Origin of the sequence: Microbacterium suaedae, from assembly GCF_003254645.1 — a bacterium.
Classification (GTDB): Bacteria; Actinomycetota; Actinomycetes; order Actinomycetales; family Microbacteriaceae; genus Microbacterium; species Microbacterium suaedae.
In genome coordinates, this window is sequence record NZ_PNFD01000001.1 from 1,135,601 (window position 1) to 1,158,272 (window position 22,672).

At 70.2% G+C, this 22,672-nt stretch carries 17 protein-coding genes; 8 read left to right on the top strand and 9 right to left on the bottom strand.

Annotated features, from left to right (window positions below):
• Window positions 1–65: 65 nt before the first annotated feature.
• The gene (locus tag C0012_RS05075; protein ID WP_110589464.1) at window positions 66–2,039 is read right to left on the bottom strand and encodes an ABC transporter substrate-binding protein; all 1,974 of its coding nucleotides are present in this window, start codon (window positions 2,037–2,039) and stop codon (window positions 66–68) included.
• Between the two features lie 204 nt (window positions 2,040–2,243).
• On the opposite strand from C0012_RS05075, the gene C0012_RS05080 reads away from it, so the two are divergent.
• Window positions 2,244–3,248 (top strand): LacI family DNA-binding transcriptional regulator, encoded by a 1,005-nt coding sequence (locus tag C0012_RS05080; RefSeq protein WP_162621872.1) that lies wholly within the window; start codon window positions 2,244–2,246, stop codon window positions 3,246–3,248.
• A gap of 20 nt (window positions 3,249–3,268) precedes the next feature.
• Here the strand turns inward: C0012_RS05080 and C0012_RS05085 are convergent, their stop codons facing one another.
• On the bottom strand, window positions 3,269–5,515 hold the full coding sequence (locus C0012_RS05085) for a beta-galactosidase (protein ID WP_110589462.1): 2,247 nt from the start codon (window positions 5,513–5,515) through the stop codon (window positions 3,269–3,271).
• 200 nt (window positions 5,516–5,715) lie between these two features.
• Window positions 5,716–6,579 (bottom strand): AraC family transcriptional regulator, encoded by an 864-nt coding sequence (locus C0012_RS05090; protein WP_110589460.1) that lies wholly within the window; start codon window positions 6,577–6,579, stop codon window positions 5,716–5,718.
• Window positions 6,580–6,672: 93 nt separating this feature from the next.
• On the opposite strand from C0012_RS05090, the gene C0012_RS05095 reads away from it, so the two are divergent.
• Both C0012_RS05095 and C0012_RS05100 read left to right on the top strand, forming a co-directional pair.
• Window positions 6,673–9,891 (top strand): DUF5107 domain-containing protein, encoded by a 3,219-nt coding sequence (locus C0012_RS05095; RefSeq protein WP_110589459.1) that lies wholly within the window; start codon window positions 6,673–6,675, stop codon window positions 9,889–9,891.
• Window positions 9,888–11,195 (top strand): cellulase-like family protein, encoded by a 1,308-nt coding sequence (locus C0012_RS05100; RefSeq protein ID WP_110589458.1) that lies wholly within the window; start codon window positions 9,888–9,890, stop codon window positions 11,193–11,195. The genes C0012_RS05095 and C0012_RS05100 overlap by 4 nt, the downstream gene beginning before the upstream one ends.
• 13 nt (window positions 11,196–11,208) lie before the next feature.
• On the opposite strand, the gene C0012_RS05105 is transcribed toward C0012_RS05100, so the two are convergent.
• On the bottom strand, window positions 11,209–11,976 hold the full coding sequence (locus tag C0012_RS05105) for an NPP1 family protein (protein ID WP_110589457.1): 768 nt from the start codon (window positions 11,974–11,976) through the stop codon (window positions 11,209–11,211).
• Between the two features lie 201 nt (window positions 11,977–12,177).
• Window positions 12,178–13,896, bottom strand: a complete 1,719-nt coding sequence (locus C0012_RS05110) for a hypothetical protein (protein ID WP_232527780.1) — start codon at window positions 13,894–13,896, stop codon at window positions 12,178–12,180.
• Window positions 13,897–14,101: 205 nt separating this feature from the next.
• Here C0012_RS05110 and C0012_RS05115 point away from each other — a divergent pair, with 205 nt between their 5' ends.
• From C0012_RS05115 to C0012_RS05130, 4 genes are read left to right on the top strand one after another with little or no spacing between them, the layout of a single operon-like run.
• The gene (locus C0012_RS05115; RefSeq protein ID WP_232527807.1) at window positions 14,102–15,229 is read left to right on the top strand and encodes a Gfo/Idh/MocA family protein; all 1,128 of its coding nucleotides are present in this window, start codon (window positions 14,102–14,104) and stop codon (window positions 15,227–15,229) included.
• A gap of 4 nt (window positions 15,230–15,233) precedes the next feature.
• Window positions 15,234–16,439, top strand: coding sequence for a dihydrodipicolinate synthase family protein (locus C0012_RS05120; protein ID WP_110589456.1), 1,206 nt, complete (start codon window positions 15,234–15,236; stop codon window positions 16,437–16,439).
• Entirely contained in the window at window positions 16,436–17,326 is an 891-nt protein-coding gene (locus C0012_RS05125) for a sugar phosphate isomerase/epimerase family protein (RefSeq protein ID WP_110589455.1), read from the top strand. Before C0012_RS05120 ends, C0012_RS05125 begins: the two co-directional genes overlap by 4 nt.
• Window positions 17,323–18,366 carry a LacI family DNA-binding transcriptional regulator gene (locus tag C0012_RS05130; RefSeq protein ID WP_110589454.1) on the top strand — a complete coding sequence of 348 codons (1,044 nt, stop codon included), beginning with the start codon at window positions 17,323–17,325 and terminating at the stop codon, window positions 18,364–18,366. The genes C0012_RS05125 and C0012_RS05130 overlap by 4 nt, the downstream gene beginning before the upstream one ends.
• A gap of 74 nt (window positions 18,367–18,440) precedes the next feature.
• On the opposite strand, the gene C0012_RS05135 is transcribed toward C0012_RS05130, so the two are convergent.
• Window positions 18,441–19,178, bottom strand: a complete 738-nt coding sequence (locus tag C0012_RS05135; protein WP_110589453.1) for a GTP pyrophosphokinase — start codon at window positions 19,176–19,178, stop codon at window positions 18,441–18,443.
• A gap of 118 nt (window positions 19,179–19,296) precedes the next feature.
• On the opposite strand from C0012_RS05135, the gene C0012_RS05140 reads away from it, so the two are divergent.
• Window positions 19,297–20,796: a carboxylesterase/lipase family protein gene (locus C0012_RS05140; RefSeq protein WP_110589452.1), complete on the top strand. Its 1,500-nt coding sequence runs from the start codon at window positions 19,297–19,299 to the stop codon at window positions 20,794–20,796.
• 84 nt (window positions 20,797–20,880) lie between these two features.
• On the opposite strand, the gene C0012_RS05145 is transcribed toward C0012_RS05140, so the two are convergent.
• The 3 genes from C0012_RS05145 to C0012_RS05155 are packed head-to-tail and all read right to left on the bottom strand — an operon-like array spanning window position 20,881 to window position 22,632.
• Window positions 20,881–21,306 (bottom strand): type II toxin-antitoxin system VapC family toxin, encoded by a 426-nt coding sequence (locus C0012_RS05145; protein WP_162621927.1) that lies wholly within the window; start codon window positions 21,304–21,306, stop codon window positions 20,881–20,883.
• Window positions 21,307–21,311: 5 nt separating this feature from the next.
• Window positions 21,312–21,587 carry a plasmid partition protein ParG gene (locus C0012_RS05150; RefSeq protein WP_162621928.1) on the bottom strand — a complete coding sequence of 92 codons (276 nt, stop codon included), beginning with the start codon at window positions 21,585–21,587 and terminating at the stop codon, window positions 21,312–21,314.
• 55 nt (window positions 21,588–21,642) lie between these two features.
• Window positions 21,643–22,632, bottom strand: a complete 990-nt coding sequence (locus C0012_RS05155) for an LLM class F420-dependent oxidoreductase (RefSeq protein WP_110590018.1) — start codon at window positions 22,630–22,632, stop codon at window positions 21,643–21,645.
• Window positions 22,633–22,672: the final 40 nt, after the last annotated feature.

Here is a 22,672-nt window from a genome sequence, read left to right on the forward strand (position 1 = left end):
TCGGACGGGTGGGGAGGTGCCCCGCCCGGGTGGGGCGGGGCACCGATGCGACGGTCAGCGGGTCGTCACGCGCCGCCGTGGAAGGCGAACTGGGCGGGGTGTGCGTAGCCGAGCTCGCGGTACTCATCCGAGAGGATGAGGCCGTCGGGCACGTTGTAGACGTCGTCGCTCACGGCGAACAGCGTCGGCGTCGGGCCCGTGTAGCCGATCACCCACTGGTTCTCCGCGTGCAGCTCGACGATCTTCTCGGCGTACTCGTCGACCTCGGCGCGCTCGGTCGCCGACGACAGGTCGGCCCACAGATCCCACATCTCCTGGATCGGCTCGGTCGGCGCGACCTCGACCTCCGGCTCGCACGTCGCCTCGTACTCGCAGCCCCACTGGGAGTACCAGGCGCCCGTCGAGACGCTGCGCAGCGGAACGGCGGTGTCGGGGCGCAGCGACGGGGCGATGCCGCCGACGGGGAACGCCGTCGTCGCCATGTGCTCGTTCGCGAGGAGCTTGGAATCGAGCGTTCCGCGGTCCACGAGCTGGATGTCGGTACGGATCCCGACGGCCTCGAAGTAGTGCTTCAGCAGCTCTTCGAACTCGCCCGCCTGGGCGGCGTCGGACTGCTGCAGGATCTCGAAGACGAACGGGTCGCCGTTCGGCAGCGTGCGCCACTTCCCGTCGAGCTCCATCCCGATCTCGTCGAGCAGCTCGTTCGCGCGGTCGGTGTCGTACTCGGCCCACTGCTCGGCCCAGCCGTCCTGGAAGAACGTGCCGTTCTCGCCGATCGACGCCTGGCGCGGTTCGCCGAGCCCCAGCGTGAGGATCTCCGACAGCTCGCTGCGGTCGACGGCGACGGACAGGGCCTCACGGAAGCGCGCGTCCTGGAACACCTCGCGCAGCTCCGGGTTCGTGGCGGTCTGGTTGATCTGCAGGCCGTTCGAATACCAGTCGGCGCTCTCCCACTGCAGCACGCGGTAGCCGCCCGCGGCCTCGTTCTCCTTCAGCGTCGTGAAGTCCTGGAAGCCGAACTGCGTGATGTCATAGTGGCCCGACATCGTCTCGAGCAGGATGTGGCTGTCGTCCTGCACCGTCTCGAGCACGATCTCGTCGATGTAGGGCAGCTGATTGCCCTCCGCGTCGGCCTTCCAGTAGTAGGGGTTGCGCTCCCACGTGATCCGGTCGGCGTTGCGGTCGTCCTGCGCGACCCACGGGCGCAGGCTCGGGCGCTCCGGGTAGATCCACGAGTAGTAGGCGATCTGCTCGTACCAGCTCTCGAGGTCCGAGAAGCCGTGGTCCTCTGCGATCTCGAGCGCGGCCTCCTCACCGATGAACTCGTCGAGCACCGTCTCGAGGTAGTGCTTCGGCGCGTACATCCACTTCGCGTCGATCGCGAGGCGGTCGAGGAACATGACGCGGGGATCCGCGAAGCTCACCGTGAAGGTGTAGTCGTCGACCTTCGCGACCTCCGCCATCGTGCGCTCGCCCGTCTCGGGATTCGTCGAGTAGAACGCGTCGTAGACGCTGCGCTGGAAGATCTCGGGCTTCATCACGCTCTCCCACCAGAAGAGCACGTCGTCGGCGGTGAAGTCGACGCCGTCCGACCACTTCATGCCCTCGCGCAGGTGGATCGTGAACTCGGTCGAGTCGTCGTTCACCTCGTAGCCCTTGGCGACGTTCGGCTCGACGCCGCCGTTCTCGTCGAAACGGAACAGCGCCTCCTCGGTGATCTTCTCGATGCCCCAGGGCGAGTCGGGCCCCGTCCACGGCATGTTCCACGTGCCGCCGTACTCGCCGATCTGCTCGACGACCGGCTCGACCATGATGTCGTCCACCGTCGGCATGCGGTCGGCGAGCGCCGGCAGCTCGCCGGCCTCGGCCTGGGCAGCAAGCGCGGGCGCCTGCTTCAGCGCCTCGGCGGAGTCGAGCTGCGCGGCGTCTGCCTCCGGCTCGGAAGGTGTGCATCCGGTCAGCGCGACGGCGCCCACCACGGCGACGCCGAGCGCGGTCTTCCCCAGCAGTTTCATCGTGTTCCCCTCGTCGAGAGTCATGGATCGCGATCGGGCCGTCCGCCCGTTCGACGCTCACGCTAGGGAGCGGAGCCGACGTGCACGGGAACGGACCCTGTCCCCTCGGGGAACGCCCTCGAGGGATCCGGGGTGAATGAAGCATCTCCAGGTGCAGGCAGGTGAACGATCAGTGAACGCCTCCCGATCTCGGCGGGTCACGACGCCGAGGCGCCTACCCTCGTGCGGGTGAGGACTCCGAAGGCGACGCTGCAGGACGTGGCGGCGCGCGCCGGGGTCTCGACGACCGCCGCCTCGCTCGCGCTGCGGGGTCGCTCCGGGGTCTCCGAGGCGACCCGCCAGAGGATCCTCGTCGCCGCGAACGAGATCGGCTATCGCCCGCCCGCGCGGCGCGACGCCGTGACCCGGCGGGTCGTCGGGGTGCTGCTGCGTGACATCGTCAGCACCTATTCGCACGACGTTGTCGGCGGGCTCGAAGAGATGGCGCGCGACACCGAGATCGAGATCGTGCTCGAACACGGCAGCGGCGAGGAACTCGCCCTCGCCGAGAAGTTCGCCTCGCTGCGCCGGATCGCGACCGACGGCATCGTCGTCATCAGCACGGCGATCGATGCCGAGACGCTGCGGACGGCCGCCCGCGAGATCCCGATCGTCGTCGTGGGCAGCCTCGTCGGAGACGTGCCGGGGGTCGACGTCGTCTGCAACGACGACGAACACGGCGCGCGGCTCGCCGTGCGCCACCTCCTCGATCTCGGCCACACGCGCATCGCGCACCTCACGCGCGGCACGGATCCCGGATCCGCTGCGGGGCGCCGGCGCGACGGTTTCGCCGACGAGATGTCGCGCGCCGTGCCGGGCATCGCGCCGCAGGTCGAGGGCGGATCCCACGAGCGTCGCGGGCCCGCCACCCGCTATCTCGTGCACGCGATGCGCTACGAGAAGAACCCGCCGACGGCCGTGTTCACGGAGACCGATCGACTCGCGATCGACCTCATCGGGGCGTGCGGCGACGCGGGCCTCCGGGTGCCGGAGGACATCAGCATCGTCGGCTACGACTCGACGAGCATCTGCGAGATGATCCGCCCCCGGCTGACGAGCGTCAGCCAGCCACGCCAGGACATGGGGCGGTCGGCCTTCCGGCTGCTGCAGGAACGCCACGAGGGCCGAACGCAGGACCGTCGGGTGGTCCTGCGTCCGGCCCTCCACGTGCGGGAGTCGACCGCGCTCGTATAGCGCCTCGGCGGGCGCGAAGATCAGCGGATCTCGCGGATCCTCTCGGAGCGGATCCGCGCGTGACGGATCTCGAGGACGGGGTCGCTCCCGGACGGCCGAACCCGCGGATCCACGTGGATGCCCGCGGAAGGATCCCACGCGAACGCCACGATCCGCAGTCCGGAGGCGAGGACCTCCTCGCGAGAGGGCGTGATGTCGACCTCGAAGATCCGGCCTGACCAGAACTGATCGGCGAGGAGCACGTCTCCCGCGTACACGCGCAGCACGTCGCCGATCCAGTCGATCTCGAGGATGGCGCGATCCACCCCGTCGAAGGCATCGCCCGGCACATCGATCCGCACCGGCTCGACCCCCGCAAAGTCGACGTCATCCGGAGCCGAAAGCCGGCCCGCGCTGCCTCCCGTGCGCACCGGAGCGGTCGGTGCGTTCGGGAACGCGGGCACCGAGAGCTCGAGGGCCGAGCGGGGATCCGCGGCGACCCGGGACGGCCGCAGGACGCCCGCGGGCGGGTTCGTGTCCTCTTCAAGAGGGGGCCACGCGTACAGCTTTTCCTCGCCCTCGGGAGCGACGACGTGGAAGGATCCGTCGAACCATCCCGTCCCGCACCAGATCACGACCGTCTCGCGGCCGTCGATCTCGCCCTTCCAGAGCCCGGAGGCCGCCGCGTCGTCGAGCAGGACGAACGTCGTCTCCCCCACACGGATCTCACACCCGATGCCGGGAGGCGCCTGGGGTGTCGCGAGCAGCAGGTCGCCGTCGACGACGGTCGCGGCCCCGCGGATCTCCGATTCGGCGACGCCCTCGAGCTGGAACTGCGGGGGCACGCCGTCGGCGGCGTGCAGGAAGACGACGGGCCCCTCCGGCCCGTTGACCTCGGTGATCGGCTGCGCCGTCACCGTCACCGACGCCACATCGCCAAGAGGCTGGCGCACCGGCCACACCGCCGAGAATCCGGGATCCAGCGTGACGGGCCGGGTCGGGACGAGAACCGTCCTTCCGCCGAACGCGACCGAGAACTGCACGTCCTCGACAGCTCCGAGAGGCTCCGCCGCGGGCTGATGATTCCCGACGAACAGCCATGCCCGTTCCCCCGCACCCCTGACCGCCCAGCGCACCGGATCCTGTGAGGGGATGACGGGGCGGAACGGCGCGATCGACGGCGCGTACTGCGCGAGCATCAGATGCTGCCGGCGGAGGGCGTGGAAGTGCGCGCGCTGGCGCCCCGCCGCACCGATCGGGGCGAAGAAGTCGTAGTCGCGGACCGGCACGTCGTTCGGGTACCCGGTCGCCTGCGACTCCTGCGTCGTCGACAGCTCCCCCATCGCGTGCAGCCCGCCGTGGAACAGGTAGTAGCCCTGCCACGAGGATCCGCTGCCGATCTTCGTCAACGCGAGCGCGGCGACGTCCTCGGCATCGACGAACGGGCGTCGGTGGTAGGCGACGGTCATCCCGCCGCCGAGCTCGCAGGTCGCATAGGGCCACGGATCGGAGTCGGCGCGCAGCGCCTGCTCCGGGGCCGGCGTCGCGCGCAGATCGGCCCCGACGGAGAGGTCGTCGCGGACGTCGCTGAAGACGAAGTGCGTGCGCCCGAAGTCCGGCCAGCCGGTCGTGGACTCCTCCCAGAACCCGTCCGAGTATCCCGCATACACCGGCAGCACCTCCCCCTCGGGCAGTGCGGCCCCGCCCCAGCCCGTCGCCGTCCACAGCGGAGCGCGGATCCCGAGATCCTCGGCCATGCGCCGTAGGGTACGAACGTGCTCGGGCTGGTCGTAGATCTCGTTCTCGACCTGGATGCCGATCACCGGCCCGCCGTCCTCGTGTAGGAGCCCGTGGAGCTGTGCCGCGATCTCGCGGAACCACTCGCGCACGATCGCGAGATACGCGGGATCGTCGGTGCGGTGCGCGACGGGCAGCTCCTGCAGCCAGTCCGGGAAGCCGCCGTTGCGCGTCTCGCCATGCGCCCACGGGCCGACCCGCACCATGACCTCGAGCCCAACGTCGCGTGCGGTCGCGATGAACCGACGCAGATCGCGCGCGCCGTCCCACCGCACCTGCCCGCGGTGCTCCTCGTGCAGGATCCACAGCACGTATGTCGCGACGACAGTCACGCCGCCCGACCTCATCTTGGCGAGCTCCTCGCGCCACCGCTCCGGGCAGTCGCGACTGAAGTGGTACTCGCCCATGACGGGGATCCACGGTGCGCCACCGCGCGCGAGGTGCGTCTCGAAGACCTCGATCCGATCGGGCGCATCCGCCGGATCGCCCATGCGGAGCGGGGCCGTCCTCCGTTCGACCTCCGGCGGCACGCGGACGGCAAGTGGGCGTTCACATCGGCGAGGAGCGGGAGAGGACGTCACATCCGGGAACGATACGCGCGTGAGTCCCACGCGAAGATCGCCTCCGCCTCGATCCGCGTTTCGTCCATGCAGTCACGCGTTCTCGCTATGTTCCCGGCGGGGATGAAGCGTCAGCCCTTCCGCTGCTGGCGGTAGGCACGAGGGCTCATCCCGTGCACACGCCGGAACTGACGCGAGAAGTAGAACTGATCCGGACGGCCCACGCGACGTCCGATCTCGGCGATCGACATGTCGGTCGTGTCGAGGAGCTGCCGGGCTCGCGCCATCTTGAGGGAGTTGTGGTGGGCGAGAACACCACCGCCCGTCGCGTCGCGGAACAACGCCGCGAGGTGCGATGGCGAGACGCCGACGAGCGCCGCGAGCTCGGACACCTGCACGTGACCGTCGACGCGCTCTTCGAGGTAATGGAGTGCGCGCTCGAGGGGCGTCCCCTCGTGCGGCAGCGCACGATCGACCGCCAGCTGCGTGAACAGGTGCCATGCGAGCCCCGCCGTGGCGATGAGCCGCGCGGGAGTCGTGCCGGCCTCGAGCGAGACGGCGATCTCGTCCAGCAGCGCCGTTGCACGGTCGAGCGCGCGCAACGAGATGACGCGCCGCCCCTCCCGGATCCCGGCGGCATCGACGAGCTCCTGTACGTCGGAGCCGCGGACGTGGCACCACCAGATCGTCCATGGGTCGTCCTCGTCCGCCCCATAGGCATGTGGAACGCTGTTCGGCAGGACGATCGCGGCACCGCGCCCGACGCGTTGGCGCCCCTCGTCCACTTCAAGCCACCCCGTGCCCGATGCGCAGATGATGACGACGGTCTCAGCCGCCCCTTCGGGCCGGTGGCGGCCATGCAGATGAGCGCGCGGGAACCAGCCCGCATCGGTCACCAGCATGCGGCCGGTAACGGGCCGCCCGAGCGCCTCGGCGACGAGCGGTCGCGGAAGCACGCTGAGCCTCTGGCGGTCGAATCCGTCTGCACGCTCCATCCGCTCATGATTCCACACGCCATCATCGAATCGTCCATGTGTCTCGCGGCTTCTCCCATGGCCCGAGTTGGCACGCGATCGTAGCGTGGTCGCGTGAGCCAGACACAGTCCCGCAGCGAGATCCGCCTCCCAGACGCCCCTGCCGAGCAGGCCGACCTCCTCGCCGATGGCGGCGTCGCATGCTGGAGCGAGCCGGTGACGATCGACACGTACGAGGCGGGGGAACCCGACCCGTATCCCCTGTTCCTCGACCGGCGCGTCTACCAGGGGTCCAGCGGGAAGGTCTACCCGCTGCCGATGATCGACAGCGTCGCACACGAGAAGCACCCGAGAACGTGGGAGGCGATCCATCTCGAGAACGCCTACGTCCGGCTGATGCTGCTCCCCGAGCTGGGCGGGCGGATCCACATCGGCTACGACAAGGTCGCCGGCTACGACTTCCTCTACCGCAACAACGTCATCAAGCCCGCGCTCGTCGGCCTCGCGGGGCCGTGGATCTCGGGTGGCATCGAGTTCAACTGGCCGCAGCATCACCGCCCCGCGACCTTCCTGCCCACCGAGACGCACATCGAACGCGAGGACGATGGCGCCGTCGTCGTGTGGCACAGCGATCTGGACCCTCTCCAGCGGATGAGGGGCACGCACGGTGTGCGCCTGCGCCCCGCGTCATCGGCGATCGAGCTCGACGTCGCGCTGCACAACCGCACGGACACGACGCAGACCTTCCTCTGGTGGGCGAACGTCGCTGCCGCCGCCCACGAGCGGTACCAGTCGTTCTTCCCCGACGACGTGCGCTTCGTCGCCGACCACGCACGCCGCGCCATCACCGCGTTCCCGCGCGCTGACCGGGCGTACTACGGAGTCGACTACCCCGCTCTCGCCGCGGAACGCGACGGTGGTGATCGTCTCGACTGCTACAGCAGCATCCCCGTGCCGACGTCCTACATGATCACCGACACCGAGGACGAGTTCTTTGGCGGCTACGACCACGCCCACGACGCGGGATTCGTGCACTGGGCCGACCGTTCGGTGTCTCCGGGCAAGAAGCAGTGGACGTGGGGCGATGGGGCCATCGGGCGAGCCTGGGACGCCCAGCTGACCGATGACGACGGCCCGTACGTCGAGCTCATGGCGGGTGTGTTCACCGACAATCAGCCCGACTTCAGTTGGTTGCTCCCCGGCGAGACCAAGCGGTTTCGCCAGCTGTGGTATCCGATCCATGCCACGGGTCCGGTGCGCCAGGCGACCCCGGAGGGAGCGATCGGAGTGCGGACGGAAGACGGGCGCCTGCGCATCACCGCGATCACCACGACGCCGGTGGCCGGCGCCATCGTGGAGGTCACGTCTCAGGGTCGCTCGCTCGCGCGTTGGGAGCGGGATCTCGCGCCCGACTCTGTTCTGTCGGAGAGCTTTGACGCGTCGGACGAACACGGGCTCGAGGTGTTCGTCCGCCAGGGCGATCGCTACCTCGTCGCCTGGCGCTCGCGCGAGGCGCCCGCCGCGGAGCCGTGGGTCGCCACGGCCCCGGACGAGCCCGAGCGCATCGGCTCGGCCGACGAGCTGCTCGTCACGGCGACGCACCTCCTCCAGTATCGGCACCCCTCGCGGTCCCCCGAGCCCTATCTTCGCGAGGCGCTGCGCCGGGACCCGGGCGACGCACGCGCGTCGCGTGGGCTCGGCGAGTGGCATCTGCGTCGAGGTGAGTACGCCGAGGCCCGCGCCCTGCTCGAGGTCTCCGTCGCCCGCGAGACGCTTCGCAACCTGAACCCGCGCGACGGCGAGGCCTCCTATCTGCTCGCCCTCGCCTGCGAGCACCTCGGCGACCTCGACGCCGCCGATCGCTGGTTCGGCAAGGCCGCATGGAATGCCGCGTGGGCGGCCCCGGCCCACCTCGCGCGCGCTCGGATCGCGCTGCGCGGGGGACGCCGCGCGGCTGCCGCGCAGCTCGCCCGCGACGCCCGGGGGATCCCCGAGGCCCGCCGGATCGTGCTGCTCGCCGAGGAACGCGGATCCGCGGACGTGCTCGAGGCCCTCGGCGACGACCCTCTCGATGCTTCTCTCCGCGCCTGGGCCGGCGAGGCGCCGTCGGATGCCCGCACACCCCTCGACATCGGCGCGGAGTTCGCGCGCGCCGGGGCCATCGATGTCGCGCTCTCCGTCACCGACGTGTCTGTGTGCGACGTCCCGGCGGCGGGTCTCGCGGGCCCGATCCGGCACTACCTGCGCGCCCACTGGCTCGATCGAATCGACGATATTCGCGCCGCCGCCGAGCGGCGAGCCGCGCGGGAGGCGGATCCGACGCTCGCGTTTCCCGCCGGACTCGAGCAGTACGACGCACTCGTCGCCGCCCGGGCCGCGGACCCCTCCGATCGAACGGCCGCGGCCCTTCTCGGGATGTGGCTGCTCGACGCCGGGCGCCTCCCCGACGCGCTCCGAGCTCTCGAAGACGCCTGCTCCCCGAACGGGAACGACCCGGTCGCCTGGCGCAACCTCGCCATCGCCCGAGCCGGCAGCGGAGATGCTGCGGGAGCCGACCACGCATACGCCCGCGCGCTCGCGATCCGCCCCGACGCTCGCCTCGTCTATGAGCGCGATGTGCTGGCGGCCGGCGCGGGCGTCGCCGCCTCGCGCCGCCTCGATCTGCTCCGCGAGCACGCCGACACCCTGGACTCACGCGATGACCTCGCTCTGCGTCACGTCGAGCTCCTGCTCGACAACGGCCTTCTGGGCGAGGCCGAGCACCTCCTCCGCACCCGGCGCTTCCGGCCATTCGAGGGCGGCGAAGGCCGGGTCATCGCCGCGTTCGACCGCGCCCAGTGCCGCCGTGCCGCACTGCTGATCCCCGCCGAACCAGCGCGTGCTGTCGCCCTTCTCGAGACGGGCATCGAACCTCCGTCCACGCTCGGCGAGGGCCGGCACCCCGCCGATGTTCCCGTCGAGCGGTTCGTGCTCCTCGGCGACGCTCACGCAGCCGTCGGAGACCTCGACCGCGCGAGGACGGCATGGCACCGCGCGGTCGCGCAGACGCCGCTCGCCGTCGTCCCGCGGACCGCCGGCGAGCACACATTCTGGGAAGGCGTCGCCCATCTCCGTCTCGGCGAGGACGCGGCAGCGGCGACGGCCTGGTCGAGGCTCGAGACCCGCGCCGCGGAGCTGCGCGCCGCCGGCGATACGGTCGACCACTTCGAGACATCGCACCCCGAGCTGGCGCCGTTCACCACCGACACGACCGCCGCGCGCGCGGCCCGCGCCGCCCGGTTCGACGAGCTCGCTGCGTGCGGACGCGCGCAGCAGGAAGGACACATCGCATGACCGACCGCTATCTCGGATCGGGGACCGTCCCGATCGACGTCTCCGGCCCGACGGGCACCATCCCCTCGCACCTCCCCGAGCGTCTCGCCATCACGCTGTGGGACTTCAGCTGGTACACGCAGGCCGGCGCCGGTCAGCCCTACGCCGATCTCGACGCCGCGGTCGCCGACGCCGCCTCACTCGGCTACAACGCGATCCGCATCTGCGCGGCCCCTCTGCTGCTCTCACACTCGCTCGGCCTCGCCGATCTCGCCCAGGATCTTCCGATCGAGGGCCTCGGCGCGTCGCCCACCGGAGGCTTCTACGGCCAGCGCACGCGCTGGTACGACGCGCCCGGCGGGTTTCGCGTCGACGTCCGGGAGCGCCTGGATCGGCTGTTCCGGGCAGCCGAGCGAAACAACATGGTGATCCTCCTCGCGAGCTGGGAGTATCAGCAGTCTCCGGCGTTCTCCGCGGATCCGCGCTGGTTCGAGACGATCGACTCCGTCTCACTCGCCGATCGCTACGACGCCCTCGCGGCGGCATGGCAGGACCTCATCGGCTGGCTGAGCGATCGCGGCCACCGGCAGCGCATTGCGATGGTCGAGATGCACAACGAGGTCGACTTCTCGATCCTCCCCGACCTCGCCGGCGAGCGAGCGCGCGCGGCCGTCGCAGACCTCCGCGACGCCCACCCGGATCTGCTCATCACGGCGAGCTACGGAAAGCCGCCGCATCTCGCGATGCATCGGGTGCCCGCCGAACTCGGCGCCGCACAGTTCCACGTGTACAGCTACGGCGTCCTCGACGAGCTGCAGAAGCGCATCGACATCCGGTCGGAGGGCACAGAGGGATTCCCCAACGAGGCTCTTCAGTCCCTGCTGCGCGACGATGCGCCCTCGTTCGCCGAATACGGCTGCCCGGCGGAGTGGAAGTTGCGCGCGACCGTCGTGACGGACCAGATGGTGTACGGATACGACTGGGTGGATCCGCGCGCGTGGGACGCGTGGCTCAACGAGCACTATCCCGCGTTCGCGGCGGTCATGCACCGCGAGATCGAGTCGCGCGTCATCGCCGTCGCCGAGTGGGCAAGGTGGCGATCCGTCCCCGCCGTGATCGGCGAGGGATGGATCGGATACACGCCGCGCGACGGATCCTTCGAAGAGGGCGAGACGGGCCGTGCGCTCGCGGAGCACGGGATCCGAACCGCGCTCGCACACGGCGTGTGGGGCGTCGTCCTCTCATCGAATGCCGCACCCCATCATCCGATGTGGCAGCAGCGCGACTGGCAGGCGCGCGTGAACGCCGAGATCCTGTCGACCTGATCGCACTCCCGCTCTACCGGAAGTGCCCGCGCTCGAGGTGGCTCGCGAAGCCGGCGTCGTGGATCGACACGTTCGCGGCGCCGAGGTCGACCGTCGTGAGGGCGTCTCGGGCGGCCGCCGTGAGGTCGTCCCATCCGATGAGCGGCTGCGTTCCTCCGACGTTCTCGGTCTCCCAGATCGTGTGGTTCAGCGGCCACGTGTGGTAGTAAGCGATCGTCGGGTGCGTCCCCTCGGTGTTCGCGGTCGTCGCGTCGACGTGCGTGTACGAGCCGTGGCGGAAGAACGAGAGCTTCTCGATCTGCGGCTCGGCCGCGTGCGGATCGTCGACCCACACGAGCACGTGCTCCCAGTCGTGTCGGTGCCCGAGGCCCGACGATGGCGAGTCCTTCGGGAAGTACCAGGCGTACATGATCGCGTAGTCGTCACCGTTCCATCCGGCGCGCGTGTACACCTGGCCGGTGCTGCTGTCGCAGTCGCCGCTCGCGGATCCGGACGCGGCGAGTCCGCCGCCCGTGTTGCCCGCCGCGTCGACGACAGGGAACGGCACGCAGCCCGTGCGCACCTCGAGGAACGGCTGGAATCGCTTCGCGAGCCGCTGGTCGAGCGTCGTCGGCGCGAGCTCGTCGAAGCCGACGACCTCATCGTGGCCGATGACCTGCCCCTGCGTCTGCATCGTCTCGGTCAAGGTGCTCTCCTTCATCTCCGCGGCGTGTGCGGAGGCCCCCGTGGCGATCACGAGTCCCGCCGTGAGGATCGCCGTCGTCGCTCCTGCTCGTCTCATGTCTCGTCCCTTCGTCGTGCCGTCTGCTGGGATCCCAGCCCAGCGAGCGCGGGTGACGGGAGGGCGAACGCACAGGGGAACAGATCGGGAAATCGCGACTGAAATCCGCGCGCGCGTTCAGTGGTACCGCCGGAATGCGAACGGGAGGTGACGCGATATCGCCGCATCTCGGCGGCCCCTCCTCATCTCAGAACCGCGTCATCACCCGCGGCGCCGGAGCGAGACGCGGGTCGTCCCGGGCGCGCGGCCCGTGACATAGGCACGCGGGCCTCCGAGCGCATCCGTGCCGCCGAGATACTCGTAGTCCTCGCCCGGCCGGTAGCGGGCCACGCCGGATCCGTCCGTGTCGGCCGCGATCTCGATCGCCTGCTCCCCGAGCAGGTACCGCACGGGATCCGCGCCGACGCGCACGGTGCCGTCGCCGAGATCCGTGCCGCCTTCGAATACCCCGCCGCCCGCGAACGCGAGCTCGAGCGCCCACGGCAGCGCCGGCCCCTCCTGCGAGATCTCAAGGTCGACGCCGTCCGCCGTGGGGCGCACCGCGATCGTCGTCTCGAGGCCGACGAGATCGGTCTCTCGGCGGTCGAACGCCATCGCCGCGGCGAAGCGTCCCTCGTCCACGATCGCGTAGTCGCCGTCCGGCCGTCGGGCGGCGGGAGCGAGCGGCTGGTAGTACGCGCCCTCGAGCCGCTCCTCGAGCCGGAACTCGTCGCCCGACTCCGCGAGAGCCTGCGCCCGGAACGGGCCGAGGCCGAAGAAGTCGCGCGACAGCCGCACCGAAGTGAGCACGGCGTCGCCCGCGAACATCCGCAGGAACGTCGGATTGTTCGCGAGGCCCGAACGGATCCGTCGGAAGCGCGGCACATCTGATCCGCCGTACACGACGAGATCGCGGGCGGACCCGCGGTCCACGACAAGCCGCGACGCCCTCAGCCGGGCGCGACGCGGGACGGGCGGCGCGACGGGATCCGGCGCACGGCGCGCGAGCACGGGATCGAGCAGCAGATCGGCGAGGACCGTCTGCGGCTCGGCGATGCCGTCGCGTCCGGCGACCTCGGACGCCCACGCGAAGTCTGCGCGATCGCGCTCGATCGCGAGGCGGCGAAACGGCACGAGCAGCGGCGCGACGGGGAACGCCGGATCCTTCTGATCCTGCCGCCGCGAATGCACCGTCTCGACGGATCCGTCGGCATGGATCAGCTCCAGCACAGACGCGAGATTGCGCTCGACGGTGTCGTGCAGCTCGGGCCGGCGCAGGATGTCGCCGAGGGCGAGCAGCGCGGGATTCGACACGTGCGCGGCGTAGTTCGCGCTGCGCTCGGAGTACTGACCGTCTGCGTCGATATCGACGCCCTCGGCGAGCCACTCGTCGATCCGCTCGCGCACCGCGTCGTCCGGGCGGTGCCGCAGCACGCGCCCGAGGGCGGAGGCGAGCTCCCAGCGATGGTTCGGGGTGTGCACGCCGCCCGAGACGAGCGCCGGCGTCGCATCGAGGAGCACCTCATGCAGCACCTCGTGCACCTCGGCGAGCGCCGTGTGCCGCCTCGGGGGCTCGGGTGCGCGGGCGATGAGCTCGAGGACATCGCCGACGTCGCCGATCGTGAAGGCCGAGTCGGGCGGCGATTCGACGTTGTCACCGCCTGCGAAGAGGCCCGAGGGCGTCTGCATCGCACGGAGGGCGCGGGCGTTCTCGAGCGCGCGCTCGGCGGATCCGGCGTCGCCCTCGTAGCGGCCGCCGGACGCCAGAAACGTGGCGACCAGCAGCTTCGCGCGCCGCATCGAGGCGCGGTGCGGGCCGAGGGGAGCCTCCGCGAGCTGGGGCGCATCGGCGAGGGCGTCGACCGCGTCATCGGCGGCGGCGATCACCCGCGAGACGAAGGAGTCGTCGCTCTGAGGCACACCGCGCATCGATCTCGACATGACACGACATTCTGCCATGGGGTGCGGCGTGCGCGGTGCGCCGAGCGCGTCCCAGTGAGTGGGCTTCGGGTATTGCTCGCGGCATGCTCATATGTCAGACTCGATGCACCTGGAAAGCGCTTACCCAATAGGCGCACCCCGACGAGAGCAAGGAAGCATCATCGTGACCGACACGACTCCCGCCGTCCGCGAGATCGGCATCATCATGAACGGCGCCTCGGGGCGCATGGGATACCGCCAGCACCTCGTGCGCTCGATCCTCGCGATCCGCGACGAGGGCGGCTTCGAGCTGTCCGATGGCACCAAGGTCACGGTGCGCCCGCTGCTCGTCGGCCGCAACGAGGCAAAGCTCGCCGAGATCGCCGCCGAGCACGGCATCGAGGACTACACGACCGATCTCGACGCGGCGCTCGCCGACCCGAAGTGGGAGATCTACGGCGACTTCCTCGTCACGAAGGCGCGCGCGACGGCGCTCAAGAAGGCGATCGCCGCCGGCAAGACGATCTACACCGAGAAGCCGACGGCCGAGTCGCTCGAGGAGTCGCTCGAGATCGCGCAGCTCGCGAAGAAGGCCGGCGTCAAGGCGGGCGTCGTCCACGACAAGCTCTACCTGCCCGGCCTGCAGAAGCTGAAGCGCCTCATCGACTCCGGCTTCTTCGGCCGGATCCTCTCGGTGCGCGGCGAGTTCGGCTACTGGGTCTTCGAGGGCGACTGGCAGCCCGCGCAGCGCCCCAGCTGGAACTACCGCGCCGAAGACGGCGGCGGCATCATCGTCGACATGTTCCCCCACTGGAACTACGTTCTCGAGAATCTGTTCGGCGACGTCAAGAGCGTCTACGCGCAGGCCGCGACGCACATCCCCGAGCGCTGGGACGAGAAGGGCGAGAAGTACGCCGCCACGGCCGAGGACGCCGCGTACGGCGTGTTCGAGCTCGAAGGTGGCGCCATCGCTCAGATCAACTCGAGCTGGACGACGCGCGTCAACCGCGACGAGCTCGTCGAGTTCCACGTCGACGGCACCCACGGATCCGCGGTCGTCGGCCTCTTCGGCGCGAAGATCCAGGAGCGCAACGCGACCCCGAAGCCCGTCTGGAACCCCGACCTCGAGGACACGCTCGACTACGACGCGACGTGGCAGAACGTGCCGACGAACGAGGTGTTCCTCAACGGCTTCCGCCAGCAGTGGCAGGACTTCCTCACGAGCTACGTCGAGGGCACCGACTACGAGTTCGACCTCCTCGCCGGCGCGCGCGGCATGCAGCTCGCCCAGGCGGGCCTCGAGTCGAACTCCTCGGGCGCCAAGGTCGCGCTCCCCGAGCTGACGCTGGACTGATCTCATGAGCGCGGAACTCACGCTTCTCGCGGCCGACGGGTCCCTCTCGTCCGCCGCGCTCAACGAGGCGCCCGGATTCTCGAAGCCCGAGGGTGGCCTGCGATCGCGCGTCGCCTTCGCCGCGGCGCACGTCACGCCGATCGCCTGGGCAGATAACACCCCGGGGCAGCCGGCCGAGATCGACTGGGACGCGACGCTCGGCTTCCGCCGCGCCGTCTACTCCTGGGGGCTCGGCGTCGCCGACGCGATGGACACGGCCCAGCGCAATATGGGCCTCGACGCCGCCGCCGTGCGCGAGCTCATCGCCCGCAGCGCCGAGGTCGCGCGCGAGGAGGGCGGATCCGTCGCGGTCGGCGTCAACACCGACCACATCGACGACGAGATCATCTCGATCGAGCAGATCATCGACGGCTACAAGAGCCAGCTGCACCACGCGGAGGAGCACGGGGCGATCCCCGTGTTCATGGCGAGCCGCCACCTCGCGCGCGTCGCAGAGTCGGCCGACGACTACCGTCGCGTCTACCGCGCCGTGCTCGCCGCAGCCACGACGCCCGTCGTGCTGCACTGGCTCGGCACGGCGTTCGATCCGCAGCTCGAGGGCTACTTCGGATCCACCGATTGGCGCGAGGCGTCGCAGGTCGTCGTCGACATCATCGGCGAGGATCCGTCGAAGGTGTCCGGCATCAAGATGAGCCTGCTCGATGCGGCCGCCGAGGTGTCGGTGCGCGAGCGCCTTCCCGAGGGCGTGCGCATGTACACGGGTGACGACTACAACTACGTCGGGCTCATCGGTGGCGCCGACGTGCCGCAGGCCGAGCAGCCGGAGCGCGCAGCCGACACCGACCGCACGCACTCCGACGCGCTGCTCGGTGCGTTCGCCGCGATCACGCCCGTCGCCTCGGCGGCGATCCAGGCGCTCGACGCGGGCGATGCGGGCCGCTACTACGAGCTGCTCGCGCCGACCGAGGCGCTCAGCCGGCAGGTGTTCGCGGCACCTACGTTCTACTACAAGACGGGCGTGGCGTTCCTCGCGTGGCTGAACGGACACCAGACCGCCTTCCAGATGGTCGGCGGCCTGCACTCCGCGCGCAGCCTGCCGCACCTCAGCCGCATCGTCGAGCTCGCGAACGCCGCGCACGCGCTCGAGGATCCCGCCCTCGCGGCCCAGCGCTGGCACGACCACCTGCGCCTGAACGGAGTGGACGCATGACGAGCCCGCACCCCCGCCTGTCGATCAATCAGGCGACGATCAAGTACACGACGGTCGCGCAGGCGATCGAGGTCACGACGGCCGCCGGTATCGGCGCGATCGGCCTCTGGCGCGAGCAGGTGCAGGAGGCGGGTCTCGACGAGTCGGTCAAGATGATCGCCGACTCGGGCCTGCGCTACTCGACGCACTGCCGTGGCGGCTGGTTCACCGCCGAGGAGGGCCCCGCACGCGTGGCCGCCCTCGACGACAACCGCGTCGCGATCGACGAGACCGCGGCCCTCGCCGCCGCGGGCGCCGAGGGCTCGAAGGCGGCCCTGGTGATCGTCGTCGGAGGGCTGCCCGAAGGCTCCCGCGACCTCGTCGGCGCGCGCGAGCGCGTCCGCGACGCCGTCGCCCAGCTCGCTCCGCACGCCGAGGCGTCGGGAGTGCAGCTCGCCCTCGAGCCGCTGCACCCCATGTACTGCAGCGATCGCGCCGTCCTGTCGACGCTCGACCAGGCCCTCGACATCGCGGGAGACTTCGCACCCGAGGTCGTCGGCGTGACGGTCGACACATTCCACCTGTGGTGGGATCCGCAGATCCTCGACAAGATCGCCCGCGCGGGCCGCGAGGGCCGCATCTCGTCGTATCAGGTGTGCGACTGGAAGACGCCGCTCGAGGCCGACAACCTCCTGTCGCGCCACTACCCCGGCGACGGCATGATCGACTTCGCGGACATGACCCGCGCCGTCGAGGAGGCCGGATACACGGGCGACGTCGAGGTCGAGCTGCTCAACCAGGCGATCTGGGATACGGATCCCGCCGAGGCCGTGCGCCGCACGGTCGCGGGCTTCGAGCGGGCCGTTGCCCCGCACCTGGCCGCAGCGCCGGTATCGTCTCAGGCATGACGCCGACGCCTGTCTCCCGCACGACGACGAAGGCCGCGACGCTGCACGACGTCGCGCGGGAGGCGGGCGTCTCGCTCGCGACAGCCTCGCGGGTGCTCAACGGATCCACCCGCAAGGTCGCCGAGTCGTACCGCGAGCGCGTCGAGACCGCGGCCGCGACGCTCGGCTACTCGGCCAATCTCTCCGCCCAGGCGACCGCCCGCGGCACATCGGCCACCCTCGCGCTTCTCGTCGCGAACATCGCCGACTCCTACTTCTCGCAGATCGCCGCGGGCGTGGCCCACGCCGCCGACGACGAGAACCTCGTCGTCACGATCGGCATCACCGAGCGCTCGCCCGAACGCGAGGCCCAGCTCGTCCGCTCGCTGCGCGGACAGCGCCCGCGCGGCATCGTGCTCGCCGCCTCTCGCGCGCACGTCGAGCAGAGCCCCGCGCTCACGCAGGCCCTCGCGTCGGTCGAGTCGTCCGGAGGCCGTATCGTCACCCTCGGCGCCCCGGCCGAGGGCGTCGACTCGCGCACCGTCGGCATCGACAACCGCGGCGGAACCCACGAACTCGGCTCGACCCTCGCCGCGCTCGGTTACCGGAAGGCCCTGATCCTCGCCGCTACGCGCGGGCTCGTCACGAGCGACGACCGCGTGGCGGGCTTCTCCGACGGCTTCACCGAGGGAGGCGGCGAGGCACCCCTCGTGCTGCGCGGAACGCTTTCGCGCGACGCGGGCTACGACCTCATGACGGCCGCCCTCGAGCGCGGCGTCTCGCCCGGCACCGTCGTCTTCGGCATCTCCGACGTCGTCGCCTTCGGCGCGATGTCAGCCATCCGCGACGCGGGCCGCGAGGTCGGCACCGACATCGCCGTCGCCGGCTTCGGCGACATCGACACGGGACGCGACATCGTGCCCTCCCTCACGACCGCCCGCGCCCCGCTCGAGGAGGTCGGCCGACTCGCCGTCGAGGCCGTCACGGAGGACGACTGGACGGATCCGGGCCTCCTCCCCGTGCGCGTCATCGTGCGCGACAGCACGCCGGCGCGCGACTAAGCCGGACCCGCGTCTGAAGCGGAGCGGCGCCATCTCACGCGGCCGCTGGCTCGGGCCTGGCGGGTGTGCTGGGCCTACGCCGCGTGGGTCCCGCGGCGGTCGGTGATCTCGAGCGGCGCGGGCGCCGGATCCGATGCGTCCGACGCGTCCGACGCGTCGGCTTCGTCGTTGCCACGGATCTCGCGGTGCAGTCGCTCCATGCGCTCGTCGAGATCGCTGGCCGTGAACGCGGCCTCGCGCAGATCGTCGAGAAGGTGCTGCGGCACGCGCTTCTCGTACTTGTAGTAGATCTTGTGCTCGAGGCTGGCCCAGAAGTCCATCGCGATCGTGCGGAACTGCACCTCAACGGGAACCCGCACGGTGCCGCGGGGCAGGAACACGGGCACCTCGACGACGGCGTGCAGACTCTTGTAGCCGTTCGGCTTCGGATCTGCGATGTAGTCCTTCACCGTGAGCACCCGGACATCATCCTGGCCGCAGAGGAGCTCGAACAGGCGGTAGGCGTCGCTCACGAAGCTGCACGTCACGCGCACGCCCGCAATGTCGGTGATCTCCTTGCGGATCGCGTTGAAGCTCGGCTCGACGCCGCGGCGCTGGATCTTCTCCAACATCGAGTCGACGCTCTTCACCCGGCTCGAAAGGTGCTCGATCGGATTGTGCGAGTGCTGGTGCTCGAAATCGTCGCGGAGGATCTCGAGCTTGGTCTCGATCTCGCGCATTCCAAACCGGTACTCGTTGAGGAACTGCTGCATCTCGTCGCGCAGCTCCCGGGCGAGTTCGATGACGCTGTCGTCGACCTGGACCTGAGGCATGGTGACGACCCTACGTCCGTGGCCTGCGCGGCGCTATGGGATCCCTATGCGTAGGCCGAAGGGCCGTACGTCGCTCGACCGGTTCCCACCGTTCTCTGGCCGACGCTAGCCTCACACCATGGCGTTGAATGCTGCCCGCGAGATCCGCGGCGTGCCCCTCATCGACGCGCGCAACGCGCCACCGTCCGACCGTGCAGATCCGGTCGTCGCCACCTCGGCGGGTCGCGTCAGGGGTTTCTGGCGGGGCGCCTGCGCGACGTTCACGGGGATCCCATACGCCGCACCGCCCGTGGGCGAGCACGCGTTCCTCGCGCCGGTTCCGCACCCGCCGTGGGACGGCGTGCGGGACGCGACGCGGCAGGGGGCCACGCCGCAGAAGGGCGACCACGGTGTGACGCTCATCCCCGAGCCGAGCGTGCCGGGCACGTCGACTCTCAACGTCAACGTCTTCTCACCCGATCCGTCCCCGGACGCGAAGCTCCCCGTGCTCGTCTATATTCACGGCGGCGCATACTCTTCTGGGTCGATCGCCAGCCCCTGGTACGACGGCGCCGCGTTCGCCCGCGACGGCGTCGTGACGGTCACGATCTCGTACCGGATCGCCTTCGCCGGATTCGGCTGGATCCGTGACGCGCCGCAGAACCGCGGCGTGCGCGACTGGATCCTTGCGCTCGAATGGGTGCAGGAGAACATCCGAGCGTTCGGCGGCAACCCCGGCCGCGTGACGATCGCCGGCCAGTCGGCGGGCGGCGGCGCCGTGCTCACCCTCCTGGGGATCCCTGCAGCGCACGATCTGTTTCATGCCGCCTGGAGCATGTCTCCGACCCTCGCCGTTCTCGGCGCGGACGAGGCGCGCAGCCTCGGCGACGAGATCGCGGCCGACGCCGGCGCCCGGAACACCCCGGAGCAGCTCGCGGCCCTCGGCCGCGGAGTGCTCGCGCAGGCGCAGAGGCCGCACATCGCGGGTCGCACCGGCCTGCCCGGCGTCCGTCGCACGGTCGAGCGCGGGCTGCACATCGGCCCCGTCGTCGACGGCGAGCTCATCGATCGCCCGACGCTCACGGCTCTGCGCGGCGGGCTCGGATCCGACAAGCCGCTCGTCGTCGGCGCGACCGACGACGAGTTCACGATGGTGCTCGATCCCTACGCCCAGGTGCTGCGCTGGCTGCCCGCGCCCGCGATCCTGCGCCTCATCGGGCTCGGCGGCTCACGCGGGCGTGCCTATCGCCGCGCGAACCCGCACCTCACCGAAACGGTGCGCACCGTGGGGCGCTACGTCAGCGACATGGTGTTCCGGCGCCACGTTCGCCGCGTCGCCGACGCACGGCCCGCCGAGACGACCTGGACCTACCGCTTCTCGTGGCCGTCGCCCACGATGCGGTGGTCGCTGCACTGCCTCGACGTGCCGTTCTTCTTCGACGTGCTCGGCGCGCACGGCGTCGACGTCATCGCGGGCGCCGCGCCACCGCAGGAGCTCGCCGACGAGATCCACGGATCCGCCGTGCGCTTCGTCGCGACACACGAGGCGCCGTGGGAACCGTGGCCCGCCTCCCGCATCTTCGACGTCCCCACCCGCACCGAGCTCGGATCCTACGAAGGCACCCGCCCGCTCGGGTGAGCGCAAGTCCACAAGTCTTCGTCGAGTCCGCTGCAAGTTGCAGCGGACTCGACGAAGACTTGTGGACTTGCCTGGCGACTGTCGTCAGGATCCGGCGGTCGCGCGCAGGGGATCGATGCGGCGCAGGCCGGGGATCTCGTCAAACGCCGCGTCCGAGGAGGCGATCGTCTCGATTCCGTACGCAAGCGCCGTGGCCGCGTGCACGGCGTCTCGGCCACGGATGCTCGTCTTCTCAACGAGATCGAGCGACAGTTCGAGCACCTCGTGGTCGAAGTTCAGGACGATGAAGAGCGGCACGATCCTCCGTGCCGCAGCCGCGGCTACCGCGCGGTCGTCGCGCCGGAGCCGGTGGAACACGACCTCCTGGATCATCTCGGTGCTTGCATACGCCCGCCCCGAGCCCGCCCAGAGATCGTCGAGAAATGCTCGACAGATGTCCCGCTGCGGCTGCACGTCCCCCAGCGCGTGGAGGACGACCGTCGCGTCGACGAGGACCGCATCATTTCCCATCGGGTTCACGAGATGTCACGCAAGGCCGGCCTGTCGTTCAGGTCATCCTTGTGGGCTTCCCAGTACTCCGGAGTGATCCCCGGACTGGGATTCGCATCGGCCCACGCCCACAGCCGCTTCGCCGCCGCTCGCGCATCGACCCTCTTCCGGTCCATCCACCCGTCGACCGCCTCGCGGATGAAGGCGCCGACGCTCATGTGCTGACGTGCCGCCTCCGCCTGGATCCGCTCATACTGCTCGGCTTCGAACAGCACCTGAACCCGCTTCTCCAATGTCGCCATGGCGCCATCGTACGCCGACCTGCACATGCATGTGCAGGCCTGTGCATAACCTTCGCTACGCCAGTTCGGGGATGACCTTCTTCTCGAACAGCTCGACGCCTGCCGTGTCGTACGCCATCTCGGGGAAGTAGGCGATCGTGTAGTCGACGCCCGCCGCCTTCATCGCGTGCAGGTGCTCCGTGACCTGCTCGACCGTCCCGACGGTGGGGACGTCGGCGCCGTAGTTCTTCATCGCTCCCTCGTACTTCTCACCGAGGTGCGGCTTGAGACGCGCGCCGACCGCCGCGACGCGGTCGGCGACCTCGGCCTCGGTCTCGCCGATGATGACGTTGATGTCGGTCGTGCGAGTGATCTCCGTGTGGTCGCGTCCGAGCGCATCGCAGTGCCCGCGCAGCACCTGGTCCTTGTGGCGGAAGGTCTCGATGTCGCCGCCCGCGAAGTTCGTGTACTGGGCGTACTTCGCGGCAATCTTGAGGGTCACCTTCTCGCCGCCGCCGGCGATCCAGAACGGGATCGCGGGATCCTGCAGCGGCTGCGGCTGCACGATCGCGCCATCGACCTGGAAGTAGCGGCCGTCGAGCGTCGCGGATCCGGTCTCCCACGCCTGCTTCATGATCTCGACGCCCTCGCGCAGCGCGCGCAGGCGATCGGGCACCTCGGGGAATCCGTAGCCGTACGCGCGCCACTCGTGCTCGTACCAGCCGCCGCCGATGCCCATCTCGAGACGGCCATTCGACACGTGGTCCACTGTCGCCGCGACCTTCGCGAGGTACGCCGGGTTGCGGTATCCCATGCACGTGCACATCTGGCCGAGGCGGATGCGGCTCGTCGACGCGGCGAACGCCGACATCAGCGTCCACGCCTCGTGCGTCGCCTCCTCGCTCGGCACCGGCGTCGTGTGGAAGTGGTCGTAGACCCAGATCGACTCCCACGGGCCGTCGTCGGCGCGCTGCGCGAGGCCTCGCATCGTGTTCCACTGCTCGGCCGGATCGATGCCGACGAGGTCGAATCGCCAGCCCTGAGGAATGAAGGTTCCGAAACGCATGCGGTCAGGCTAGCGGTACGCGGGCGGTCCCGGCACGAGC

Coding starts and splice junctions, on each gene's coding strand:
- C0012_RS05120 (WP_110589456.1), top strand. CDS start 15,234: ATGAGCGCGGAACTCACGCTTCTCGCGGCCGACGGGTCCCTCTCGTCC.
- C0012_RS05135 (WP_110589453.1), bottom strand. CDS start 19,178: ATGCCTCAGGTCCAGGTCGACGACAGCGTCATCGAACTCGCCCGGGAG.
- C0012_RS05130 (WP_110589454.1), top strand. CDS start 17,323: ATGACGCCGACGCCTGTCTCCCGCACGACGACGAAGGCCGCGACGCTG.
- C0012_RS05145 (WP_162621927.1), bottom strand. CDS start 21,306: ATGGGAAATGATGCGGTCCTCGTCGACGCGACGGTCGTCCTCCACGCG.
- C0012_RS05075 (WP_110589464.1), bottom strand. CDS start 2,039: ATGACTCTCGACGAGGGGAACACGATGAAACTGCTGGGGAAGACCGCG.
- C0012_RS05110 (WP_232527780.1), bottom strand. CDS start 13,896: ATGTCGAGATCGATGCGCGGTGTGCCTCAGAGCGACGACTCCTTCGTC.
- C0012_RS05115 (WP_232527807.1), top strand. CDS start 14,102: ATGAACGGCGCCTCGGGGCGCATGGGATACCGCCAGCACCTCGTGCGC.
- C0012_RS05100 (WP_110589458.1), top strand. CDS start 9,888: ATGACCGACCGCTATCTCGGATCGGGGACCGTCCCGATCGACGTCTCC.
- C0012_RS05085 (WP_110589462.1), bottom strand. CDS start 5,515: ATGGGCGATCCGGCGGATGCGCCCGATCGGATCGAGGTCTTCGAGACG.
- C0012_RS05150 (WP_162621928.1), bottom strand. CDS start 21,587: ATGGCGACATTGGAGAAGCGGGTTCAGGTGCTGTTCGAAGCCGAGCAG.
- C0012_RS05125 (WP_110589455.1), top strand. CDS start 16,436: ATGACGAGCCCGCACCCCCGCCTGTCGATCAATCAGGCGACGATCAAG.
- C0012_RS05140 (WP_110589452.1), top strand. CDS start 19,297: ATGGCGTTGAATGCTGCCCGCGAGATCCGCGGCGTGCCCCTCATCGAC.
- C0012_RS05155 (WP_110590018.1), bottom strand. CDS start 22,632: ATGCGTTTCGGAACCTTCATTCCTCAGGGCTGGCGATTCGACCTCGTC.
- C0012_RS05105 (WP_110589457.1), bottom strand. CDS start 11,976: ATGAGACGAGCAGGAGCGACGACGGCGATCCTCACGGCGGGACTCGTG.
- C0012_RS05090 (WP_110589460.1), bottom strand. CDS start 6,579: ATGGAGCGTGCAGACGGATTCGACCGCCAGAGGCTCAGCGTGCTTCCG.